The 20311-nt window shown below is 73.8% G+C and carries 17 protein-coding genes; 8 read left to right on the top strand and 9 right to left on the bottom strand.

The window, feature by feature from the left end; translation table 11 throughout:
• Positions 1 to 5 precede the first annotated feature (5 nt).
• The 5 genes from ABT023_RS05090 to ABT023_RS05070 form a co-directional block, all read right to left on the bottom strand.
• Complete coding sequence (locus ABT023_RS05090; protein WP_350881854.1) at positions 6 to 1265, bottom strand: sugar ABC transporter permease; 1260 nt, start codon at positions 1263 to 1265, stop codon at positions 6 to 8.
• Positions 1262 to 2071 (bottom strand): ATP-binding cassette domain-containing protein, encoded by an 810-nt coding sequence (locus ABT023_RS05085; RefSeq protein WP_350881852.1) that lies wholly within the window; start codon positions 2069 to 2071, stop codon positions 1262 to 1264. Before ABT023_RS05085 ends, ABT023_RS05090 begins: the two co-directional genes overlap by 4 nt.
• Positions 2072 to 2104: 33 nt before the next feature.
• Positions 2105 to 3196: a sugar ABC transporter substrate-binding protein gene (locus ABT023_RS05080; protein WP_350881850.1), complete on the bottom strand. Its 1092-nt coding sequence runs from the start codon at positions 3194 to 3196 to the stop codon at positions 2105 to 2107.
• Between the two features lie 262 nt (positions 3197 to 3458).
• Positions 3459 to 3938, bottom strand: a complete 480-nt coding sequence (gene ybaK / locus ABT023_RS05075; protein ID WP_350881848.1) for a Cys-tRNA(Pro) deacylase — start codon at positions 3936 to 3938, stop codon at positions 3459 to 3461.
• Positions 3939 to 4055: 117 nt separating this feature from the next.
• A complete protein-coding gene (locus ABT023_RS05070) occupies positions 4056 to 5264 on the bottom strand; it encodes a THUMP-like domain-containing protein (RefSeq protein ID WP_350881846.1) in 1209 nt (402 codons plus the stop codon).
• 384 nt (positions 5265 to 5648) lie between these two features.
• On the opposite strand from ABT023_RS05070, the gene groES reads away from it, so the two are divergent.
• Positions 5649 to 5957 carry a co-chaperone GroES gene (groES, locus tag ABT023_RS05065; RefSeq protein WP_502890594.1) on the top strand — a complete coding sequence of 103 codons (309 nt, stop codon included), beginning with the start codon at positions 5649 to 5651 and terminating at the stop codon, positions 5955 to 5957.
• Positions 5958 to 6028: 71 nt separating this feature from the next.
• Positions 6029 to 7672 carry a chaperonin GroEL gene (gene groL / locus ABT023_RS05060; RefSeq protein ID WP_350881842.1) on the top strand — a complete coding sequence of 548 codons (1644 nt, stop codon included), beginning with the start codon at positions 6029 to 6031 and terminating at the stop codon, positions 7670 to 7672.
• Between the two features lie 99 nt (positions 7673 to 7771).
• Here groL and ABT023_RS05055 read toward each other — a convergent pair whose 3' ends face one another.
• On the bottom strand, positions 7772 to 9016 hold the full coding sequence (locus ABT023_RS05055) for a hypothetical protein (RefSeq protein WP_350881840.1): 1245 nt from the start codon (positions 9014 to 9016) through the stop codon (positions 7772 to 7774).
• Positions 9017 to 9122: 106 nt separating this feature from the next.
• The gene (locus ABT023_RS05050; protein ID WP_350881838.1) at positions 9123 to 9506 is read right to left on the bottom strand and encodes a WhiB family transcriptional regulator; all 384 of its coding nucleotides are present in this window, start codon (positions 9504 to 9506) and stop codon (positions 9123 to 9125) included.
• Positions 9507 to 9760: 254 nt separating this feature from the next.
• Between ABT023_RS05050 and ABT023_RS05045 the strand changes: the two genes are divergently transcribed.
• Entirely contained in the window at positions 9761 to 10579 is an 819-nt protein-coding gene (locus ABT023_RS05045) for a helix-turn-helix transcriptional regulator (RefSeq protein WP_350881836.1), read from the top strand.
• Positions 10580 to 10710: 131 nt separating this feature from the next.
• Here the strand turns inward: ABT023_RS05045 and ABT023_RS05040 are convergent, their stop codons facing one another.
• Entirely contained in the window at positions 10711 to 11121 is a 411-nt protein-coding gene (locus ABT023_RS05040; protein WP_350881833.1) for a DUF5319 domain-containing protein, read from the bottom strand.
• A 223-nt stretch (positions 11122 to 11344) separates the two neighbouring features.
• Between ABT023_RS05040 and guaB the strand changes: the two genes are divergently transcribed.
• From guaB to ABT023_RS05020, 4 genes are all read left to right on the top strand, one after another.
• Positions 11345 to 12907: an IMP dehydrogenase gene (gene guaB / locus ABT023_RS05035; RefSeq protein WP_350881831.1), complete on the top strand. Its 1563-nt coding sequence runs from the start codon at positions 11345 to 11347 to the stop codon at positions 12905 to 12907.
• Positions 12908 to 12937: 30 nt separating this feature from the next.
• Positions 12938 to 14056 (top strand): GuaB3 family IMP dehydrogenase-related protein, encoded by a 1119-nt coding sequence (locus tag ABT023_RS05030; protein ID WP_350881829.1) that lies wholly within the window; start codon positions 12938 to 12940, stop codon positions 14054 to 14056.
• Positions 14057 to 14255: 199 nt separating this feature from the next.
• Positions 14256 to 15611 (top strand): M1 family metallopeptidase, encoded by a 1356-nt coding sequence (locus ABT023_RS05025; protein WP_350881827.1) that lies wholly within the window; start codon positions 14256 to 14258, stop codon positions 15609 to 15611.
• A 127-nt stretch (positions 15612 to 15738) separates the two neighbouring features.
• Positions 15739 to 17202, top strand: a complete 1464-nt coding sequence (locus tag ABT023_RS05020; protein WP_502890593.1) for a M1 family metallopeptidase — start codon at positions 15739 to 15741, stop codon at positions 17200 to 17202.
• A 49-nt stretch (positions 17203 to 17251) separates the two neighbouring features.
• Here the strand turns inward: ABT023_RS05020 and ABT023_RS05015 are convergent, their stop codons facing one another.
• Positions 17252 to 18370, bottom strand: a complete 1119-nt coding sequence (locus ABT023_RS05015) for an LCP family protein (RefSeq protein ID WP_350881825.1) — start codon at positions 18368 to 18370, stop codon at positions 17252 to 17254.
• Positions 18371 to 18508: 138 nt separating this feature from the next.
• Here ABT023_RS05015 and ABT023_RS05010 point away from each other — a divergent pair, with 138 nt between their 5' ends.
• Complete coding sequence (locus tag ABT023_RS05010; protein ID WP_350881823.1) at positions 18509 to 20206, top strand: FAD-dependent oxidoreductase; 1698 nt, start codon at positions 18509 to 18511, stop codon at positions 20204 to 20206.
• Positions 20207 to 20311 lie beyond the last annotated feature (105 nt).

The following is a 20311-nucleotide window of genomic DNA, read 5'->3' as shown; positions in this document are numbered from 1 at the left end:
CGTCGTCAGCGGGCGCCGGTGGTGGCGGACCGCCGGCGGGACAGCGCGTCCACCCCGGCGGCCAGCATAAGCACCAGCCCGGTGAAGAGGTACTTGAGGCCGGAGCTCAGGTCGAGCAGGCCCATCCCGTTGATGATCACCGCTACCACCGCCCCACCCAGCACCGCGTTGATCATGCGGCCCTTGCCGCCGAAGAGGCTGGTGCCGCCGATCACGGCCGCTCCGACCGCGTAGAGCAGCACGTTACTGCCCCCGGTGTTCGGGTCCACCGACCTGTCCCGGCTGGCCGCGATGATGCCGCCGACCGCCGCCATCGCGGAGCAGACGACGAACGCGGTGATCCGGATCCGGTCCACGTTGATGCCGGCGCGTCGGGCGGCCTCCCGGTTGCCGCCCACGGCCAGCAGGTGCCGGCCGTACGCGGTGCGGTCGAGCACGAAGGTCCAGAAGACCAGCAGGACGGCGATGAGCGGCACCACGATCGGCATGCCCTTGTTGGAGCTGATCAGCGGGTTGATGCTGCGTTCCTGGTTGAACACGTACACGGCGGGACCGAGGAGCAGCGCCAGCGCCACGACCCGGCCGGCGACCACGGTGACCGGCTCGGTGACCAGCCCCCGGGCCGTCCGGTCGCGGTGCCGCAGTAGTTGCGTGACGGCGTACCCGGCGACCGCGACCCCCGCCAGCAGCCAGCCGATCGTGGGCGGCACCCACCGGTTCTCGATCGCGATGATCACCTCGTCGTTGATCGCGATGTTGGTGCCCTCCCGCATCAGCAGCAGCACCACGCCCTGGAAGGCCAGGAAGCCGGCCAGGGTCACCACGAAGGACGGGATGCCCACCTTCGCCACCAGGAAGCCGAGCGTCAGGCCGATGAGAACGCCGGTGGCGACGGCGGCGAGCACCGCGACGTACCAGGGGTGGCCCAGGTCGCTGACCACCTTGGCCAGGACGGTCGCGCAGACCCCGCTGGCGACGCCGGCCGAGAGGTCGATCTCGCCGAGCAGCAGGACGAAGACCAGACCCATCGCGATCACGGTGACCGCGGCCCCCTGGGTGAACAGGTTGGCGAAGTTGGCGGCCGAGAAGAAGACCGGCCGGACGATCGCGAACGCCAGGCAGAGCACGACGAGGGCGGTCACGGCCGGCAGCAGGCGCAGGTCGCCGTTGCGCAGCCGGGCGAGGTAGTCCCGCACGTGGCTGCCGACGGAGGGCTCCGGGGCGACGTCCGGGGACCCCTCCCGCTTGACGACGGTGGCGGTCATCGGACGGCTCCCCAGGTGGTGGCGTCGGCTCCCGTGCCGTGGACGCCCGGTTCGGCGTGGCCGAGGGCGCCGGAGCGGCCGGAGGTGATCAGCTCGACCACCTGGGCGTGGGTGATGTCGATGGTCCGCACCTGGGCGACCAGTTGGCCGAGGTAGAGCGCGGCGATCCGGTCGGAGATGGCGAAGACGTCGTTCATGTTGTGCGAGATGAGCACCACGGCCAGGCCGTTGTCGGCCAGCCGGCGGACCAGCTCCAGCACCTGGGCGGTCTGCGCGACGCCCAGCGCGGCGGTCGGCTCGTCGAGGATGACCAGCCGGCTGTTCCAGAGCACCGCCTTGGCGATGGCGACGGTCTGCCGCTGCCCGCCGGAGAGGCTGGCGACGTGCTGGCGCAGGAACCGCACCGTCCGGATGCCCAGGCTGACCAGGGTCTCGGCGGCCATCTGCTCCATGGCCGACTCGTCCAGGACCAGGCCGTTGCTCCGCTCCCGGCCGAGGAACATGTTCTGCACGATGTCGAGGTTGTCGCAGAGGGCGAGGTCCTGGTAGACGACGTCGATGCCCAGGGCCGCGGCGTCCCGGGGGCTGTTGACGCTCACGGGGCGGCCTTCGAAGAGGAACTCGCCGGAGTCGGTGGGGTGGATGCCGCTGATGCACTTGACCAGGGTCGACTTGCCGGCCCCGTTGTCACCGACCAGCGCGGTCACCTCGCCCTCGTGGACGGACAGGGCGACGTCGCGCAGCACCTGGACGGGGCCGAAGCTCTTGTCGATCCCGCGCAGTTCCAGCAGGGGGGTTGCGGACACAGGGTCTCCTCCGTACGACGGTCGGCGGGCGGGTCAGCTGATCCCGGCGGCGGCGCACCGCTCGGCGTACGGGCCGGCGCAGAGCTTGTCCCGGGCGACGTAGCCGTCGGCCACGACGTCCTTGACGTTCTGCTGGTAGATCGCCTTCGGCTCCAGCAGTACGGCCGGCACGTCCCGGCCGCTCTCCGGGTCCCGGACCGTCTGGCCGGTGTCCCGGCGGACGCCGTTGGCCAGCGAGACGGCCAGCGCGGCGGCGGCGTCCGCCTGCTTCCGGATCGCCTTGTACACGGTCATGCACTGGTCGCCGGCGAGGATGTTGCGCAGGCCCTGCACGTCGGCGTCCTGCCCGGTCACCGGGACCTTGCCGTTGAGCTTGTTCTTCTTCAGCACCGAGACGGCGGCGTTGCCGAGGCCGTCGTTGGCGGCGAGCACCCCGTCGATCCGGCCCTCGGTCCGGGTGAGCATCTGCTCGAAGAGCACCCCGGCCTGCGCGTTGTCCCAGTCCGGCACGGGCTGGTCCGGGCCCCTGACGTACGTCCCGGAGGCGAACTTCGGGCCGAGCACCGAGTCGTACCCGGCCTTCAGCTCGGTGGCGTTGTTGTCGGTCGGCGAGCCGTTGAGGAACGCCACCACCGGGTTCTCGACGCCCTGGTCGGCCAGGCACCGGCTCAGGCCCTCGCCCTGGAGCCGGCCGACGGCCTCGTTGTCGAAGCTGACGTAGTACTCGGCCGAGCCGCCCAGGGTGAGCCGGTCGTAGTCGATGGTGGCGACGCCCTGCGACCTGGCCCGGTCCAGCACGGCCCTGCCGGTGCCGGAGTCCAGGTTGACGATCATCAGCGCGGTGACGCCGGCGGTGAGCATGCCGTCGGCGATGGTGGAGAAGCTGGACTTGTCGCCCTGCGCGTTCTGGATGATGTAGTCGACCCCGGCGGCCCGGAACGCTTCCTCCAGGTACCTGCGGTCCGCGCCCTCCCACCGGGCGCTGGTCCTGCTGTCGGGCAGGATCACCCCGATCTTCGGCGCTCTGTCGCTGCCGCCGACCGCCGCGTTGCCGGGGCCGCAGGCGGCCGTGCCGCCGGTGGCCAGCACGCCCACGACGGCGAGGGTGAGGAAGCCCTTGCGCATGTGCGGTCCTTTCGGGGGTGGAGGGCGGGACGGCTTTTGTTGTGTCCGGCAACGTATTTCGTGCCGCAGGTCCGCCACAAGGCCGTCGAGGTCTGAAGTCTCGTCGGCCGCAGTAACAATTCGGCAACGCCCACGGCATCCTGCCGCCGCCCGTCGGGAGCGGGCATCCCGGCCCTGTGCTGCGCGGACGCGGCCCGGACCGCCGATTCGGGCCGCGTCCGGTGCGCGGTGGGCGAGCGGCGGCGGCGGGTGGGCGGTGGGGTCAGTGGGCCGCGATCGGGGCCGTGGCGGCGTCGGTGAGGGCGATCAGGTCGGCCGGGGCAAGCTCAACCTGGAGGCCGCGCCGGCCGGCCGAGACGTAGACGGTGTGGTGGGCCAGGACGGAGGCGTCCAGCACCGTGGGCAGGCGCTTGCGCTGGCCGATCGGGCTGATCCCGCCGCGTACGTAGCCGGTGGCCCGCTCGGCGACCGCCCGGTCCGCCATCGTCGCCCGCTTGCCGCCGAGCGAGGCGGCCAGCGCCTTGAGGTCCAGCTCGCCGGTCACCGGCACCACGGCCACGGCGAGCGCGCCGTCGACCTCGGTGACCAGCGACTTGAACACCCGCTCCGGGGGCACGCCCAGGGCCGCCGCGACGAGCGCGCCGTAGTCCGGCGCGTCCGGCGAGACGTCGTACGGGTGGGTGCTGTACCGGACCTTCCGCCTGTTCAGCAGCGCCGTCGCCGGAGTGCCCTGTCCCGCCATGCCCGACAAGCTAACCCGGGGTCGCCCGGCGGGCCACCGGAAACGGTAGACCGGTGCGGCGGAGGTCGGGCCCACCGGCCGGCACGACCGCACGGTGGGTGCGGCGGGCGAACCGGGTCAGCCCACCGGCCGGCACAGCAGCACGGTGGGCGCGCCGGCGACCCGGGTCAGCACCAGGCTCGCCGCCTCCGGGCCGGCCAGCCGCAGGTCCCGCCGCAGCTTCTCCGGCTCCAGCGCCGAGCCGCGCTTGAGGATCTCGACCCGGCCCACCCGGCGCTCGCGCAGCAGGGCGCGCAGCCGCTTCAGCGAGAACGGCAGTACGTCGGTGATCTCCAGGCAGCGGGCGAACGGCGTCGCGCCCGGCGTGTCGGCGTACAGGTAGGCGATGCTCGGGTCGGCGAGCGTGGCGCCCAGGACGTCGGCCAGCTCCGCGACCAGGTGGGCGCGGACCACCGCCGGGTCGGGGTCGTGGACGTACCGGCGGACCGGGCCGACCGTGGCCTCGACCGCGCCGGAGCCGATGAGCTGGTGGTGGGCGGCCGGCGCGGCGGCGGTGGGGGCCGGCTCCCGCAGCAGGGTGGCGCGGCGGGGGACCTCGGCGAGCCGTCCGCACCACAGGGCGGCCTCGACCAGGTCGCCGGCCACGCTCACCCACTCCGCCTCGGCTCCGGCCGGGATCAGCACGTGGTCGAGTCCGGGGGCCACCTTGACCACGGTGTGCGGCACCCGCTCGGCCAGGCCGGTGACGAAGTCCCACGGCGGCGAGTAGGCGTTCGGGTCGAAGATCCGCCGCCCGGTGCCGGCCCTGCGCCGCGCCGGGTCACAGAAGACCGCGTCGACCCGGGACACGTCGAACGCCGTGGCGTCGCCGCACTCCACGGTGAACGCGTCGGCCAGCCCGGCGGCCTCGGCGTTCGCGGCGGCCATCTCGGCGGTCACCGGGTCGGCCTCCACCCCGTACACCCGGATGCCGGCGCGGGCGGCGGCGAGCGCGTCGGCCCCGAGGCCGCAGCCCAGGTCGGCGAGGGTGCGCACCCCGGCCGCGCGCAGCCGGTCGGCCCGCCGGTCGGCGACCACCCGGCGGGTGGCCTGCTCCAGCCCGGGGCGGGTGAGGAACATGCCGGCGGCCTCCGGACCGAACTTGCCGACCGCCCGGCGGCGCAGCTCCGCCTGGGTCAGCGCCGCCGCCGCGAGCCCGGCCGGGATGCCGGCGGAGCGGAGCGCCGCCGCCGCGGCCAGCGGGTCACCGCCGGCCAGCCCGGTCGCCGCGGCGAGCGCGGCCGAGCCCTCGGGGGTACGCAGGGCGGCGAACTGGTCGAGATCCACTCGCCAATTGTCCCGGCTCCGGCCGGGCTGTTCGGCTGCGGGTCACAGCTCCCTTTCGGCGGCCTCCGACGAAGGCCACCGACGGTAGGGAGTCGAACACGGTGTGGCGAGGCGTCATCGGCGTGTCGCGGCTGCGAGCGGCGGAACTGTGGCGACACGACGGGTGGCGCGTTGGCACTCTCCTTGACGGAGTGCTAGCCACGGCCTAACCTGCGATTAGCACTCTCCCATGGAGGGTGCCAGCTTCCGGGCCCGTGCCCGGGCGCTGAAACGCCAGGCGGACCGGCACCCGCGACGACGGCCCCGCCCGGTGGCATGTGGCAGATTTACGCTGGTCGGCCCCGTCGACCAGCAACGAAACCAATACCCCAGGAGGGTATGCCCGTGACTACCGCGACCAAGGTTGCGATCAAGCCGCTCGAGGACCGGATCCTGGTCCAGGCGAACGAGGCTGAGACCACCACGGCGTCGGGCATCGTGATCCCCGACACCGCCAAGGAGAAGCCGCAGGAGGGCACCGTCCTCGCTGTCGGCCCGGGCCGGATCGACGACAAGGGCAACCGGATCCCGGTTGACGTCGCCGTCGGCGACACCGTCATCTACTCGAAGTACGGCGGCACCGAGATCAAGTACGCCGGCGAGGAGTACCTGGTGCTCTCCGCCCGCGACGTTCTCGCGGTCATCGAGAAGTAGGCAACCGATCCAGTGCCACTGCCCCGGTCCGGTTCGCCGGGCCGGGGCAGTGACGCTTCGAAGGGACATTGATGGCGAAGATCCTTAGCTTCTCGGATGACGCCCGGCACCTGCTGGAACACGGTGTCAACGCCCTCGCGGACACGGTCAAGGTCACTCTCGGCCCGCGCGGGCGCAACGTCGTCCTGGACAAGAAGTTCGGTGTGCCCACGATCACCAACGACGGCGTGACCATCGCCAAGGAGATCGAGCTCACCAACCCGTACGAGAACCTCGGCGCGCAGTTGGTCAAGGAGGTGGCGACCAAGACCAACGACGTCGCCGGCGACGGGACCACCACCGCGACCGTGCTGGCCCAGGCGATGGTCCGCGAGGGCCTGCGCAACGTGACCGCCGGCACCAACCCGGCCGGTCTCAAGCGCGGCATCGACCTGGCCGCCAGCAAGGTCTCCGAGGCCCTGCTGGAGCGGGCCGTCGAGGTCGCCAGCAAGGAGTCGATCGCGCACGTGGCGACGATCTCCGCGCAGGACGCCACGATCGGCGAGCTGATCGCCGAGGCGATGGAGCGGGTCGGCCGCGACGGTGTCATCACCGTCGAGGAGGGCTCCACCCTCGCCACCGAGCTGGACGTGACCGAGGGTCTCCAGTTCGACAAGGGCTTCATCTCGCCGAACTTCGTCACCGACGTGGAGGGGCAGGAGGCGGTCCTGGAGGACCCGTACATCCTGATCACCACGCAGAAGATCTCGGCGATCGAGGAGCTGCTGCCGCTGCTGGAGAAGGTCCTCCAGAACAGCAAGCCGCTGCTGATCATCGCCGAGGACGTCGAGGGCCAGGCCCTGTCCACCCTGGTGGTCAACTCGATCCGCAAGACCCTCAAGGTCTGCGCGGTGAAGGCCCCCGGCTTCGGCGACCGCCGCAAGGCGATGCTCCAGGACATGGCGATCCTCACCGGCGCCGAGCTGGTCGCCCCGGAGCTGGGCTACAAGCTGGACCAGGTCGGCCTGGAGGTGCTCGGCACCGCCCGGCGCGTCGTGGTCGACAAGGAGAACACCACCGTCGTCGACGGTGGCGGGCAGTCCAGCGAGGTCGCCGACCGGGTCGCCCAGATCCGCAAGGAGATCGAGGCCTCGGACTCCGAGTGGGACCGGGAGAAGCTGGCGGAGCGGCTGGCGAAGCTCTCCGGCGGCATCGCGGTCATCAAGGTGGGCGCGGCGACCGAGGTCGAGATGAAGGAGCGCAAGCACCGCATCGAGGACGCGATCGCCGCGACCAAGGCCGCCGTCGAGGAGGGCACGGTGCCCGGCGGTGGTGCCGCCCTGGCGCAGATCCGGTCGGTTCTCGACGACGATCTCGGCCTGACCGGCGAGGAGAAGGTCGGCGTCTCGATCGTGCGCAAGGCGCTGGTCGAGCCGCTGCGCTGGATCGCGCAGAATGCCGGCCACGACGGCTACGTCGTGGTGCAGAAGGTCGCCGACCAGGAGTGGGGCAACGGCCTCAACGCCGCCACCGGCGAGTACGTCGACATGGTGAAGGCCGGCATCATCGACCCGGTGAAGGTGACCCGCAGCGCGGTCTCCAACGCCGCTTCGATCGCCGGCCTGCTGCTCACCACCGAGAGCCTGGTGGTGGAGAAGCCGGAGAAGGCCGAGCCGGCCGCCGGGGGCCACGGCCACTCGCACGGCCACGGCCACCAGCACGGCCCGGGTTTCTGACGACGCCGTACGACACCGCGCAGGGCACGCCGTCACCCCGACGGCGTGCCCTGCCGCCCTTCCCGCCCCCTGACGGTGGTGGGCGCGCCAGGAGAACCGTCACCCGGTGGTGGGCGTGTCGAAGGGCGGTGGCGGGCCGAGGTAGGCGACCTCCGCCGCCAGCAGCACCGCCCACGCGGGCCGGAACGCCGGTGCCCGGCGGTCCAGCTCCGGCTGGAGGTGGCTGCGCCAGGGCCCGTGCCCGTCGTCGGCCAGCCACCCCGGCCACGAGTCGTAGCGCCGTTCGAGGGTGAAGCCGCCGGCGGTCGTCTCCAGCCGTAGGAAGATCCACTGCCCGTGCGCCGGGTCGGCCTCGGCCGTCCGGAGCCGGCGGACCAGGTCACCGGCCTGGCGGAAGGCCGCCCACCCGTCCTCGCCCGGGAGGCTGGCCGGGGCCGCCTCGCCCGGGTGCTGGCTGAGCGCGGTGTCGGTGACCTGGACGAGCAGCGAGCAGCGGCCGTCGCCGGCCGGGGACCGGCCGCGTGCCCAGTCGACGAGCTCGGTCAGCTCGGGGGTGGGCGCCGGGGCCGGGCGGGGTGCCTCCGTGGCCCGCCGCATCGCCGTCCAGACCAGCCGGTCGTGCTGGTCGTCGCTGAGCACCCGGACCCGCCGGGGCGGGGGCCCTGCCGTCGCCGCCACCGCCGGTGGTCGCCCGCCCGGGGTCAGCCCGGCCCGGGCCGCCATCGCCAGGCCGGCGGGCACGTCGACCGGGCCGGGCCGGAGCCGGCCGAGCAGACCGTCCAGCGCGCCCGCGTCGAGGACTCGGTCGGCAGCGGCGGCGAGCAGCCGACCGGCGGCCTCCGCCACCTCCGCTTCCTCGGCCCGCTCCGCCGCCTCGTCCGCCGGCTGGTACCCGCCCCACTCGAAGACCACCTCGCCCAGCTTCCGCCGGGCCCGGTCGTCGTCGAGCACCGCCCCGGCGGTGGCCCGCAGCCCGTCGGGCAGCAGCGGCTCCGGGTACGGCACCCGGGACCAGCCGCCGTCGTACCAGTAGGCGTAGCCGAGCTGGTCGGCCTCGGCATGCCGGATCAGCTCCGGCCAGGGCAGCCAGGCGGGGGCCCCGGCGAGCAGGTCGAGCGGCGGGCTGACGCCGACGGTGTCGCTGTACTCGTGGTCGTAGCCGAAGAGCACCGCCCGGCCGCCCTCGACACGCACCAGCCGCGCCCAGTTGCCCCCGTGGTCGTCGTGGTGGGCACCGTCCGCGTCGTACCAGTAGACGTCGTCGTGGCCGAGGGTGGCGAGCGCCGAGGCGACCGCGCCCCACCGGGCCCAGAGCGTGTCCGGATCCGCGATGTCGATCAGCATCCGAGGATCCTGGCAGAACGGTGGGACATCCGTCGGGCCGGGACGTGACACGACGCCGCGCCCCGGGTGACCGGGGCGCGGCGTCGGCGTGGGGTGGGCGCGGTCGTCAGGCGACGCTGCGCTGGGCCGACATCGCGGACTTGTGCGGGCGGCCGAGGCGGGACTCCAGGCGGGCCACGTCGACGCGGCTGTGCCGGCGGTCGGCCAGGTCCTCCCAGCCGACCGCGAGCAGCCGCAGCCGCTCCGCCTCGCTGAAGCCGCCCCAGACGCCGTACGGCTCACGGACGGACAGCGCGTGCGCGGCGCACTCGGCGCGTACGGGGCAGGCCCGGCAGACCGCCTTGGCGCCGGACTCGCGGCGCAGGCGGGAGGAGCCGCGCTCCCCGTCCGGGTGGAAGAACTGGGCGCTGTCGCGGCCCCGGCAGGCACCGAGCCGCTGCCAGTCCCAGAGGTCGACGATGGGTCCGGGCAGCCTGCGTACGTTCGACATCAGCACCCCTCCTCCCGCGGCACCGCGGAGACTCTCAGTTGACCGGATGTCCGGGGCGGCGGCCGCGCTGGCGCACCGATTTCCGGCTCGGGATCCCGGTACCCCGGCTCGCTCGGGCTCACACTTCTGTGATCGAAAACCTCGGACATTGCGCGGCTTATGCCCCATCTGTCGGAAAAGTTCGGAGGATTGCTGGGAACGCCCACCCGACCACACCCCGCCGTGGTCTGCTTCGGGTCGGAGAGGAGACCACAGTGCGTACTGTTCTCGTGTGCGTTCGGACACCGCTCGCCGCGCAGCAACTGAACTCCGCGGCGGCCCGGCTCGGACTGTCCGCCGCCGTCCGTACCGCCGTCTCCGATCCCGAGGTGATGTTGCGGTTGGCGGAGGGCCCGCCCGACGTGGTGCTCGCCGACACGGCGCTCACCCGGCCGGACAGCGCCGGCTTCGTGCGTCGGGTGCTGGCCCGCGCCCCGCAGGCCGCGGTGCTGCTGCTCGGGCCCGAGGAGTCCGACGCGGCCGCGGCCAGCATCGGCGCCGGGGCCCGGGGGCTGATCCAGGGCACCGACCACGACCTGACCAGCGCGGTGGCCAAGGCCCTGCTGCTGCTCTCCGCGCCGGGCCGGGCGACCCGGCACCGGGTGGCCGACCCGGCCCGGGACGCCGCGGCCGTCGGCGGCCAGAAGCGCCCCGCTCCGGCCGGCCGTGCCCCGAACAACCCCGGCCCGGCCTGGCCGGCGACCCAGGAGGGGCCGGGCGGCGTGCCGTCGGTGGTGCCCGTGCAGCGGGGCGACGACGAACCGGAGCCGGCCGGCGGCGAGACCGAGGAGCCGGCGAGCCCCCGGCGGGCCGCCCCGGCCCGGGGGGCCCGGGGGGCGGTCGGCCTGACCGAGCGGGAGCTCCAGGTGCTGCTCGGGATGGCCGAGGGCAAGAGCAACGCCGAGATCGGCCGGGAGCTGTTCGTCTCGGAGGACACCGTCAAGACGCACGCCCGCCGGCTGTTCCGCAAGCTCGGCGCCCGCGACCGCGCGCACGCGGTGGCCGCCGGCTTCCGCGCCGGCCTGGTCGCCTGAGCGCGCCGTCGGGCCCGCGGCCCGGCCGGACCCGGCCTCACAGATCACGCCCGGTGCGACGCCGTGCCGTCCGGACGGGCGCCGCGAGCCGTTACCCGCACGTCAGCGACGCGCAGGACCTGCGGGGCAGCTCAGTTGCCGGACTCGGTGTCGTCCTCGGTGCCCTCGGTCAGGGTGTCGTGCACACCGTCGGCGTAGCCGCGCGCGTAGTCCCAGGTGACGTAGTGGTCCGGGTCCGGGTCGTAGGCCGGCTCGTGCACCCGGGGCCGGCCGGAGCTGAGCAGGTGACGCAGGTTGCCCCGGAGCAGGTCCCAGTCGAAGTAGTGCGGCTCCCGGCAGTCCTCGCACTCGATCACCAGGCCGCGCACCCCGACGGGCGCCAGCAGGGCCTGGTAGATCTCCAGGTCGGCGAGATCCTCAAGCACGTCCTGCCGCTCGACCTCGGTCAGCGGGTCGAGTGCGGCGTCGCCGTCCGGGTCGTGCAGCTCCGCCGCCGGATCGGCCGGGTCGCCGTTGAACGGGTCGATGGGCTCGTCGTGCACCCCCTCACCGTAGACCCCGCGACCACGTGCCGCCCGCCCCCGTCCGCCCGGTCACCCCGCGTCGGGGCTGACGGGGGGGCGCCGTCACGCAGCGTCGACGACCCGGCGGGGTCGGCCCGGGCCGATGGGTACGATGACACCGACGCGCCGTCACCCGGCGTGCGCCGGATGACCGCGCGCGCCGCCTCGCTGAAGCCCGCCCGACCAGCTCAGGAGAGCATTCGTGGACAATTCGCCCAGCACCGTTCTGCCGGCCGGCGCCGATCACGGCGAGCTGGGCGGCCACCTGCCGGAACTGCCCGCCGGGTCGGCCCGGGTGGTCCCGCTCGGCCTGACCTTCGACGACGTGCTGCTCCAGCCCGGCGAGTCGGACGTGGTGCCCAGCCGGGTCAACACCCGCACCCGGCTGACCCGCAACATCGAGCTGTCCATCCCGCTGTTGTCCAGCGCGATGGACACGGTCACCGAGGCGCGGATGGCGATCGCGATGGCTCGCCAGGGCGGCATCGGCGTGCTGCACCGCAACCTCTCCCTGGAGGACCAGGCGCTCCAGGTCGACCTGGTCAAGCGCTCCGAGTCCGGCATGATCACCAATCCGGTTACGGCCAGCCCGCAGGACACCCTGCGCGACGTCGACGCGCTCTGCGGCAGGTACCGGATCTCCGGGGTGCCCGTGGTCGACGGCGACGGCCAGCTCGTCGGCATCGTCACCAACCGGGACATGCGCTTCGTCTCCGAGCCGGCCACCCCGGTCCACGAGATCATGACCCGGACGCCGCTGATCACCGCACCCGTCGGGGTGCGCAAGGACGAGGCGCTGGCGTTGCTGCGCCAGCACAAGGTCGAGAAGCTGCCGATCGTCGACGACTCGGGCCGGCTGCGCGGGCTGATCACCGTCAAGGACTTCACCAAGAGCGAGCAGTACCCGAACGCCACCAAGGACGACGCCGGCCGGCTCCGGGTGGCCGCCGCCGTCGGGGTGGGCGAGGACTCGTACAAGCGGGCCCGGACCCTGGTCGACGCGGGCGTGGACGTGATCATCGTGGACACCGCGCACGGCCACCAGCGGGCGGTGCTGGAAATGGTCCGCCAGCTCAAGAAGGACGTCAGGATCGACATCGTCGGCGGCAACGTGGCCACGTACGCCGGGGCTAAGGCCCTGGTCGAGGCCGGCGCAGACGGTGTGAAGGTCGGGGTGGGGCCGGGCGCGATCTGCACCACCCGGATCGTCGCCGGCGTCGGCGTCCCGCAGATCACCGCGATCATGGAGGCGGCCCGGGCCGCCCGCCCGGCCGGCGTCCCGGTGATCGGCGACGGCGGCATCCAGTACTCCGGCGACATCGCCAAGGCGCTGGTGGCCGGCGCCGACACGGTGATGCTCGGCAGCCTGTTGGCCGGCTGCGAGGAGAGCCCCGGCGAGTTGATCTTCATCAACGGCAAGCAGTACAAGGCGTACCGGGGGATGGGCTCGCTCGGCGCGATGCAGTCCCGGGGCCAGGCCAAGTCCTACAGCAAGGACCGCTACTTCCAGCAGGACGTGCTCGCCGAGGACAAACTGGTCCCGGAGGGCGTGGAGGGCCAGGTGCCCTACCGTGGCCTGCTCTCCGCCGTCGCACACCAGCTCACCGGCGGGCTGCGCGCCGCCATGGGGTACGTCGGAGCGGAGAGCATCCCCGAGCTGCACCGGCGCGGCCAGCTCATCCGGATCACCGCGGCCGGGCTCAAGGAGAGCCACCCGCACGACATCCAGATGACCGTCGAGGCGCCGAACTACCACTCCCGCTGACCACCACCCCCCGAGACACCTGGAGCCCCCATGCGTGACGTGGTCGAGATCGGCCTGGGTAAGACCGCGCAGCGCGGTTACCACCTGGACGACATCGCCATCGTGCCGAGCCGCCGCACCCGGGACGTCGACGACGTGTCCACCGCCTGGCAGCTCGACGCGTACCCGTTCGAAATCCCGTGTGTGGGGCACCCCTCGGACGCGACGATGAGCCCGCAGTCGGCCGTGCGGCTCGGCCAGCTCGGCGGGCTCGGGGTGCTCAACGTCGAGGGCCTGTGGACCCGGTACGAGAACCCGACCAAGATCCTGGAGGAGCTGGCCGGGCTGGGCGAGGACGCCCGCGCCACCAAGCGGCTCCAGGAGGTGTACGCCGAGCCGATCCGTCCGGACCTGATCGCCGAGCGGGTCCGCGAGCTGCGGGCCGGCGGCGGCACCGTGGCCGTCCGGGTCTCCCCGCAGCACACCCTGGCGCTGGCCCCGGTGATCCTCGACGCCGGCGTGGACATCCTGGTCATCCAGGGGACCATCGTGTCGGCCGAGCACGTCTCCACCACCGACGAGCCGCTGAACCTCAAGGAGTTCATCGCCGACCTCGACCTCCCGGTCATCGTCGGCGGCTGCACCGACTACAAGACCGCGCTGCACCTGATGCGCACCGGCGCGGCCGGGGTGATCGTCGGCATCGGCGGCGACGAGTGGTCGACCACCGAGTCGGTGCTCGGCATCCGGGTGCCGATGGCCACCGCGATCGCCGACGCCGCCGCGGCCCGCCGCGACTACCTGGACGAGACCGGCGGCCGGTACGTGCACCTGATCGCCGACGGGGACATCCAGACCTCCGGCGACATCGCCAAGGCGCTGGGCTGCGGCGCGGACGCGGTGATGCTCGGCGAGCCGCTGTCGCTGTGCGAGGAGGCCCCGGCCGGCGGCGCGTGGTGGCACTCCGCGGCCAGCCACCCGTCGCTGCCGCGCGGGGCGTTCGAGGTGGCCGGCGAGCCGCTCGGCGAGATGGAGCGGCTGCTGTTCGGCCCGGCCGACGAGCCGGACGGCCAGCTCAACCTGTTCGGCGGCCTCCGCCGGGCGATGGCCAAGTGCGGCTACCGCGACCTCAAGGAATTCCAGAAGGTCGGCCTCGTCCTCGACCGCTGACCCCACCCCGCACCCCCACCCGCACTTTCACGGGAAGAGTGGTCATTCCGGCCGGGATGGCCACTCTTTCCGTGAATGGGCGCGGGGCGGGGGAGCGGTGGGGTGGGGTGGTTCGGTGGGGTTGTCGAGAGTAGGGCGAGGTGGGGTGTCCGGAACGGGGAGGTGGCCGGGCCGGGGACTGTTGGCCGGTTGCCTCGCCGTGGCAGCCCTCGCCGGCTGCACCGGGGCGCCCCCGGACCCCGACCGCCCCCGCCCCGGCCCGGTCGACGTCGGCGACCCGTACGTTCCCGGCCACGGCAACGGCGGCTACGACGTGGCCGCGTACCGGCTGCGGGTCCGCTACGACCCTGCCGACGACCGGCTCACCGGCCACGCCACGGTCACCGCCACGGCGGACACCGTCCTGTCCCGGTTCAACCTGGACCTCGCCGGCCTGACCGTCACCGCGGTCCGCGTCGACGGGACTCCCGCCCGGCACGCCCGGGACGGGCGCGAGCTGGTGGTCACCCCGGCGCGCGGCCTGGCGAGGGGCGCCCGGTTCGCCGTCGACGTGGAGTACGCCGGGGTGCCTGCGCCGGTCGAGAGCGAGCTGGGCGTCGGCGGCTTCCTGGCCACCCCGGACGGCGCGGTGGCCCTCGGCCAGCCCGATTCGGCGGCCACCTGGTTCCCGGTCAACGACCACCCGTCCGACAAGGCCACCTACGACGTCGAGGTGACCGTGCCGGACGGGCTCGCCGCGCTGAGCAACGGGGTGCCGGTGGGGCGGAGCAGCAGCGGCGGCTGGACCACCTGGCGCTGGGCCGAGCGGGCGCCGATGGCCAGCTACCTGTGCACGCTGGTGATCGGCGACTACCGGGTGACCACGAGCACCCACGCCGGCAAGCCGATGGTCACCGCCGTCGCGGCGGATCTGCCGGCGGACGGGCCGGCCGCCGCCTCGATCGCCCGCACCGGGGAGATCGCGGACTTCCTGGCCGACCGCTTCGGGCCGTACCCGTTCGACTCGTACGGCGGGATCGCGCTCGCCGACGGGCGGATCTCGTACGCGCTGGAGACCCAGTCCCGCCCGGTCTACGGGCCGGGGTTCTTCCTCGCCGGCGGCCCGAACACCGAGGTGGTCGCACACGAGCTGGCCCACCAGTGGTTCGGCGACAGCGTCTCGCTGGACCGGTGGGGCGACATCTGGCTCAACGAGGGCTTCGCGACGTACGCCGAGTGGCTCTGGACGGAGCACGGCGGCGGCCGGACCGCGCAGCGCACCTTCGAACTGCGGCACGCCGCGACCGACTGGTCGCGGCCGTCGGTGGACCCGGGCCGGGCGGACCTGTTCGGCGCCGCCGTCTACCAGCGGGGCGCGCTCGCGGTGCACGCGCTGCGGCGTACCGTCGGCGACGAGGTGTTCTTCCGGATCCTGCGCACCTGGACCGCCGAGCGGCGCGGCGGCAACGCCACCACCGCGGAGTTCGTCGCCCTCGCCGAGCGGGTCTCCGGCAAGCGGCTCGGCGCGTTCTTCGCCGCCTGGCTCGTCGGCGGCACCCCTCCCGCCCTGCCCTGATCCCACCCCCCTGCCCTGATCCCACCCGGCGTGATCGCACCGTGGCCGGCGATCGGTAGGCTGCCGCGGGCGGAGCGGCCGGCCGGGGTCCGGCGGTCCGGGGACCTCCGCCGGGAGGGACGACGTGATGACGCTGACCCTGCGGGGCCTGCGCCCCGGCACCGGGCTGCTGCTGGCCGTTGCGCTGGGGCTGCCCGCCTGCTCCTCGACGCCGACCGAGCCCTCCGCGCCGGAGGCCACCGCGTCGATGACGTCGGCCCGGCAGTTCAGGCCCGGCGCGGCCGGGGCCGGCGACGACTACTTCCCCCGGTACGGCAACGCCGGGTACGACGTGACCCGGTACACCGTGCGGGTCCGTTACGACCCGGCGAAGGACCGGCTGACCGGCACCACCGTCGTGCAGGCCACGGCCACCGCCGACCTGTCCTCGTTCAACCTGGACCTCGCCGGGCTGACCGTGCGGAAGGTGACCGTGGACGGCGTCCCCGCCCGGCACGCCCGCACCGGCGACGAGCTGGTGGTCACCCCCGCCGCCGGGCTGACCTCCGGCAACGGCTTCACCGCCGAGATCGGCTACGACGGCGAGCCGAAGCTGCTGCGCAACGAGGCCCTCGGCGAGGGCGGGTTCCGGGCCACCTCCGACGGCGCGGTGGCCCTCGGCCAGCCCGAGTCGGCCAGCACCTGGTACCCGGTCAACGACCACCCCTTGGACAAGGCCGCGTACGACTTCGAGATCACCGTGCCGGAGGGGCTGACCGCGGTCAGCAACGGGGTGCCGCTGGGGAAGACCACCCGGGCCGGCTGGACCACCTGGAAGTGGGCAGAGCGCTCGCCCATGGCCAGCTACCTGAGCACCTTGGCGATCGGCGAGTTCCGGGTGACCCGCGCCGAGCACAAGGGCCGGCCGGTGTTCAGCGCGGTCACCACCAAGCTGCCGAAGGGGGCCGCGGACGCGTCGATCGCCCGCACCGTCGAGGTGGCCGACTACCTGGAGAGCGTCTTCGGGCCGTACCCGTTCGGCGCGTACGGCGGGGTGGTCGTCTCGGAGCCGGGCATCGGGTACGCGCTGGAGACGCAGAGCCGGCCGGTCTACGCGGCCACCTTCTTCCGCCGGGGCGAGAACACCGGGGTGGTCGCGCACGAGCTGGCCCACCAGTGGTTCGGCAACAGCGTGGCGCTGGCCGGGTGGCAGGACATCTGGCTCAACGAGGGGCTGGCCACGTACGCGGAGTGGCTGTGGGAGGAGCACCGCGGCGGGCGGACCGTGCAGCAGTCGTTCGACGCGGCGTACCTCGGCGCGTCCGGTCAGGTCTGGCGGACCCCGCCGGGGAAGCCGGGGGCGGCGAACCTGTTCAGCGAGTCGGTGTACCAGCGCGGGGGGATGACCGTGCACGCGCTGCGCGTCGCCGTCGGCGACCGGGCGTTCTTCGCGCTGCTGAAGACCTGGGCGGCGGACAAGCGCGACGGCAACGCCACCACCGCGGAGTTCGTCGCCCTCGCCGAGCAGGTCTCCGGCAAGCAGCTCGACGCGCTCTTCGACGCGTGGCTCTACGGCACCGAGCGGCCGGCGAAGCCGGGGGCGACCCGCTGACCCGTCCCGTCCGCGCGGCGGCCCGGTGGACCGGCCGCCCCGGAGCCGGTCACTTCTTCACCACCAGCTCGGGGTGGGCGGCCAGGTACTGCTCGGCGCGGCCCGCCTTCAGCTCGGTGAGGAACTTCCGGCCGACCGGCTTGAGCTGCTCGCCGCGGTAGGCGCTGCCCTTGCCGACCCCCTCGCCGGGCAGGCTGACCAGGACGAGGCGGTCGGCGGGCAGCCCGCCGAGGGCGTACGCGAGGTCGACGATCCTCGGCCCGCCCGCGTAGATCAGGGTGTCGCCGAGCGCGCCGATCACCTGCTCGACCCGGTCCGGCTGCCGGGCCAGGCCCTCGCCCTGGATCTTCGTCACCAGCGCCCGGATGAGCTGCTGCTGGTGGCGCTGCCGGGCGTAGTCCCCGCCGTCCAGGCCGTAGCGCTGCCGGGAGTAGTCCAGCGCCTGCCAGCCGTTCAGGTGCCGTTCGCCCTTCTCGTAGACCATCTGCGGGCCGACGTAGCCGCCGCCGCCCGGCGCCGGGTCGCGGTGCCGGCCGTTGGGCTGCCGGTGCAGCGAGACGGTGCGCTGGTCGATGTAGACGTCGATGCCGCCGACGGCGTTCACCAGCTTCTCGAAGCCCTGGAAGGTGACCACCGCCCCGGCGTCGAGGCGCAGCCCGGTGTACCCGCTGACGGTGCTGCGCAGCAGCTCGTACCCCTGGGCGGCGCTCGGCTCCTTCGGCTTGCCGGGCACCCGGCTGCCGTAGCTCATCGCGTGGGTGAGCTTGGTCTTTCCGCCCTTGTACCCGGCCTTCGGGAAGGCGGGGATGTCGACCAGCAGGTCGCGGGGGAGCGAGAAGACGTACGCCCGGTCCAGTTCCTTCGTCACGTGCGCCACCAGCACGGCGTCGCCGTGCGGCTCCCAGCCGGGCACGCTGACCCGGGTGTCCACGCCGACCATGAGCAGGTTCAGCGGCCCGGTCACGTCGGCCCCCGGCGGCGGGGTGGGGCTCGGCGCGGCCTCCGACGGCGTGGGCGCGGCGGTGACCCGACCCGCCCCGCGCTCGGGCTGCCGGTCGGCGACCAGCCGGTCGGCCACCGTCGCGCCGCCCGCCACCAGGACCAGGGCCGCGAGGACCCCCAGCACCACCCGCCACCGCCGGCGTCCGGTTCCCGCCTGTCCGGCCATGTCACACCCCCGTCCGTACAACGCTCCGACCGAGTCGCCGGGTTGCGGCCGCTGAGCGACGGATCGCCGGCGGCGGGGTGCATGATGCCGCGAAAACGGGCGCTGGCGCGATAGCTACCCGTCGGTAATGATGCGTCCATGCGGTACGACGTGCTCGTCATCGGGTCCGGCTTCGGCGGCAGTGTCACCGCGCTCCGGCTGGCCGAGAAGGGCTACTCGGTCGGCGTGCTGGAGGCCGGGCGGCGCTTCGCCGACGACGAGTTCCCGGAGACCTCGTGGCGGCTGCGCCGGTTCCTCTGGGCCCCGCGCCTCGGCTGCTACGGGCTGCAACGGATCACCCTGCTCCGGTCCGCCGGCCGCGGGGCCGGCGGCGGGGTGCTGGTGCTGTCCGGGGCCGGGGTGGGCGGCGGCTCGCTGGTCTACGCGAACACCCTCTACGAGCCGCTCGACGCGTTCTACGCCGACCCGCAGTGGCGCGACGTCACGGACTGGCGTGCCGAGTTGGCCCGCCACTACGACCAGGCGAAGCGGATGCTCGGCGTCACCACGTACCCGGTGCACACCCGGGCGGACCGGGCGATGCGGGCGGTGGCCGACCGGATGGGCGTCGGCCACACCTACCACTCCACGCCCGTCGGGGTGCACATCGGCCGGCCGGGGGAGCGGGTCGCCGACCCGTACTTCGGCGGGGCCGGCCCGGAGCGCACCGGCTGCACGCACTGCGGGGCGTGCATGACCGGCTGCCGGCGCGGGGCGAAGAACACCCTGGTCAAGAACTACCTGTGGCTGGCCGAACGGCTCGGCGCGCGGGTGCACCCGCTGACCACGGTCACCGCCGTCCGCCCGGCCGACGGCGGCGGCTACCGGGTGGAGACCGTCCGCACCGGGGCCTGGCTGCGCCGGCGTCGCCAGGTGTTCCACGCCGACCAGGTGGTCCTCGCCGCCGGGGCGCTCGGCACCCAGCGGCTGTTGCACGAGATGAAGGCCACCGGGGCGCTGCCCGCCCTGTCGCCCCGCCTCGGCGAGCTGACCCGGACGAACTCCGAGGCGATCCTCGGCGCGTCGGTGCCCCCCGGGCGGGCCCGCGCCGAGGGGCTGGACTTCACCGAGGGGGTGGCGATCACCAGCTCGTTCCACCCCGACCCGCAGACCCACATCGAGCCGGTCCGCTACGGGCGCGGCTCGAACGCGATGGGGCTGCTCCAGTCGCTGCTGGTCGACGGCGGCCCGCACCGGGTCCGGCGCTGGGTGGCCACCCTGCTGCGCCAGCCCGGGACCGCCGCCCGGATGCTCACCGTCCGCAACTGGTCGGAGCGGACCGTCATCGCGCTGGTCATGCAGTCCGCCGACAACTCGCTGACCACCCGCTGGCGGCGCGGCCTGTTCGGCCGGCGGCTGGCCGCCGTCGCGGGCCACGGCGAGCCCAGCCCGACCTGGATCCCGGCCGGCAACGCCGCCGCCCGGCTGCTCGCCGAGGAGATCGGCGGCACGCCCGGCGGGGCGCTCACCGAGCCGTTCAACATCCCGATGACCGCGCACATCCTCGGCGGTGCGGTGATCGGCGTCACCCCGGCCGACGGGGTCATCGACCCGTACCACCGGGTGCACGGCCATCCCGGGCTGCACGTGGTGGACGGCGCGGCCGTCTCGGCGAACCTCGGGGTGAACCCGTCGCTGACCATCACCGCCCAGGCGGAACGGGCGATGTCCCTCTGGCCCAACAAGGGCGAGGCCGATCCGCGCCCGCCGCTCGGGGAGCCGTACCGGCGTCTCGACCCGGTGCCGCCGGCCCACCCGGCCGTCCCGGCGGACGCCCCCGGCGCCCTGCGGGCGTGAGCGGAAGGACGCCCTCTCGACGGCTCCGGCAGGTAATGGCTCCCCGCTCGCCGGAACATCCGCGCGGGAAGGGCCGCCCGCGCACCGGAGCGGGTGTGACTGTCG

This window comes from Micromonospora sp. NPDC002296, from assembly GCF_040296145.1.
GTDB lineage: Bacteria > Actinomycetota > Actinomycetes > Mycobacteriales > Micromonosporaceae > Micromonospora.
The sequence above is the reverse complement of the archived record's forward strand: the minus strand, read 5'-3'. Positions and strand labels throughout refer to the sequence as shown.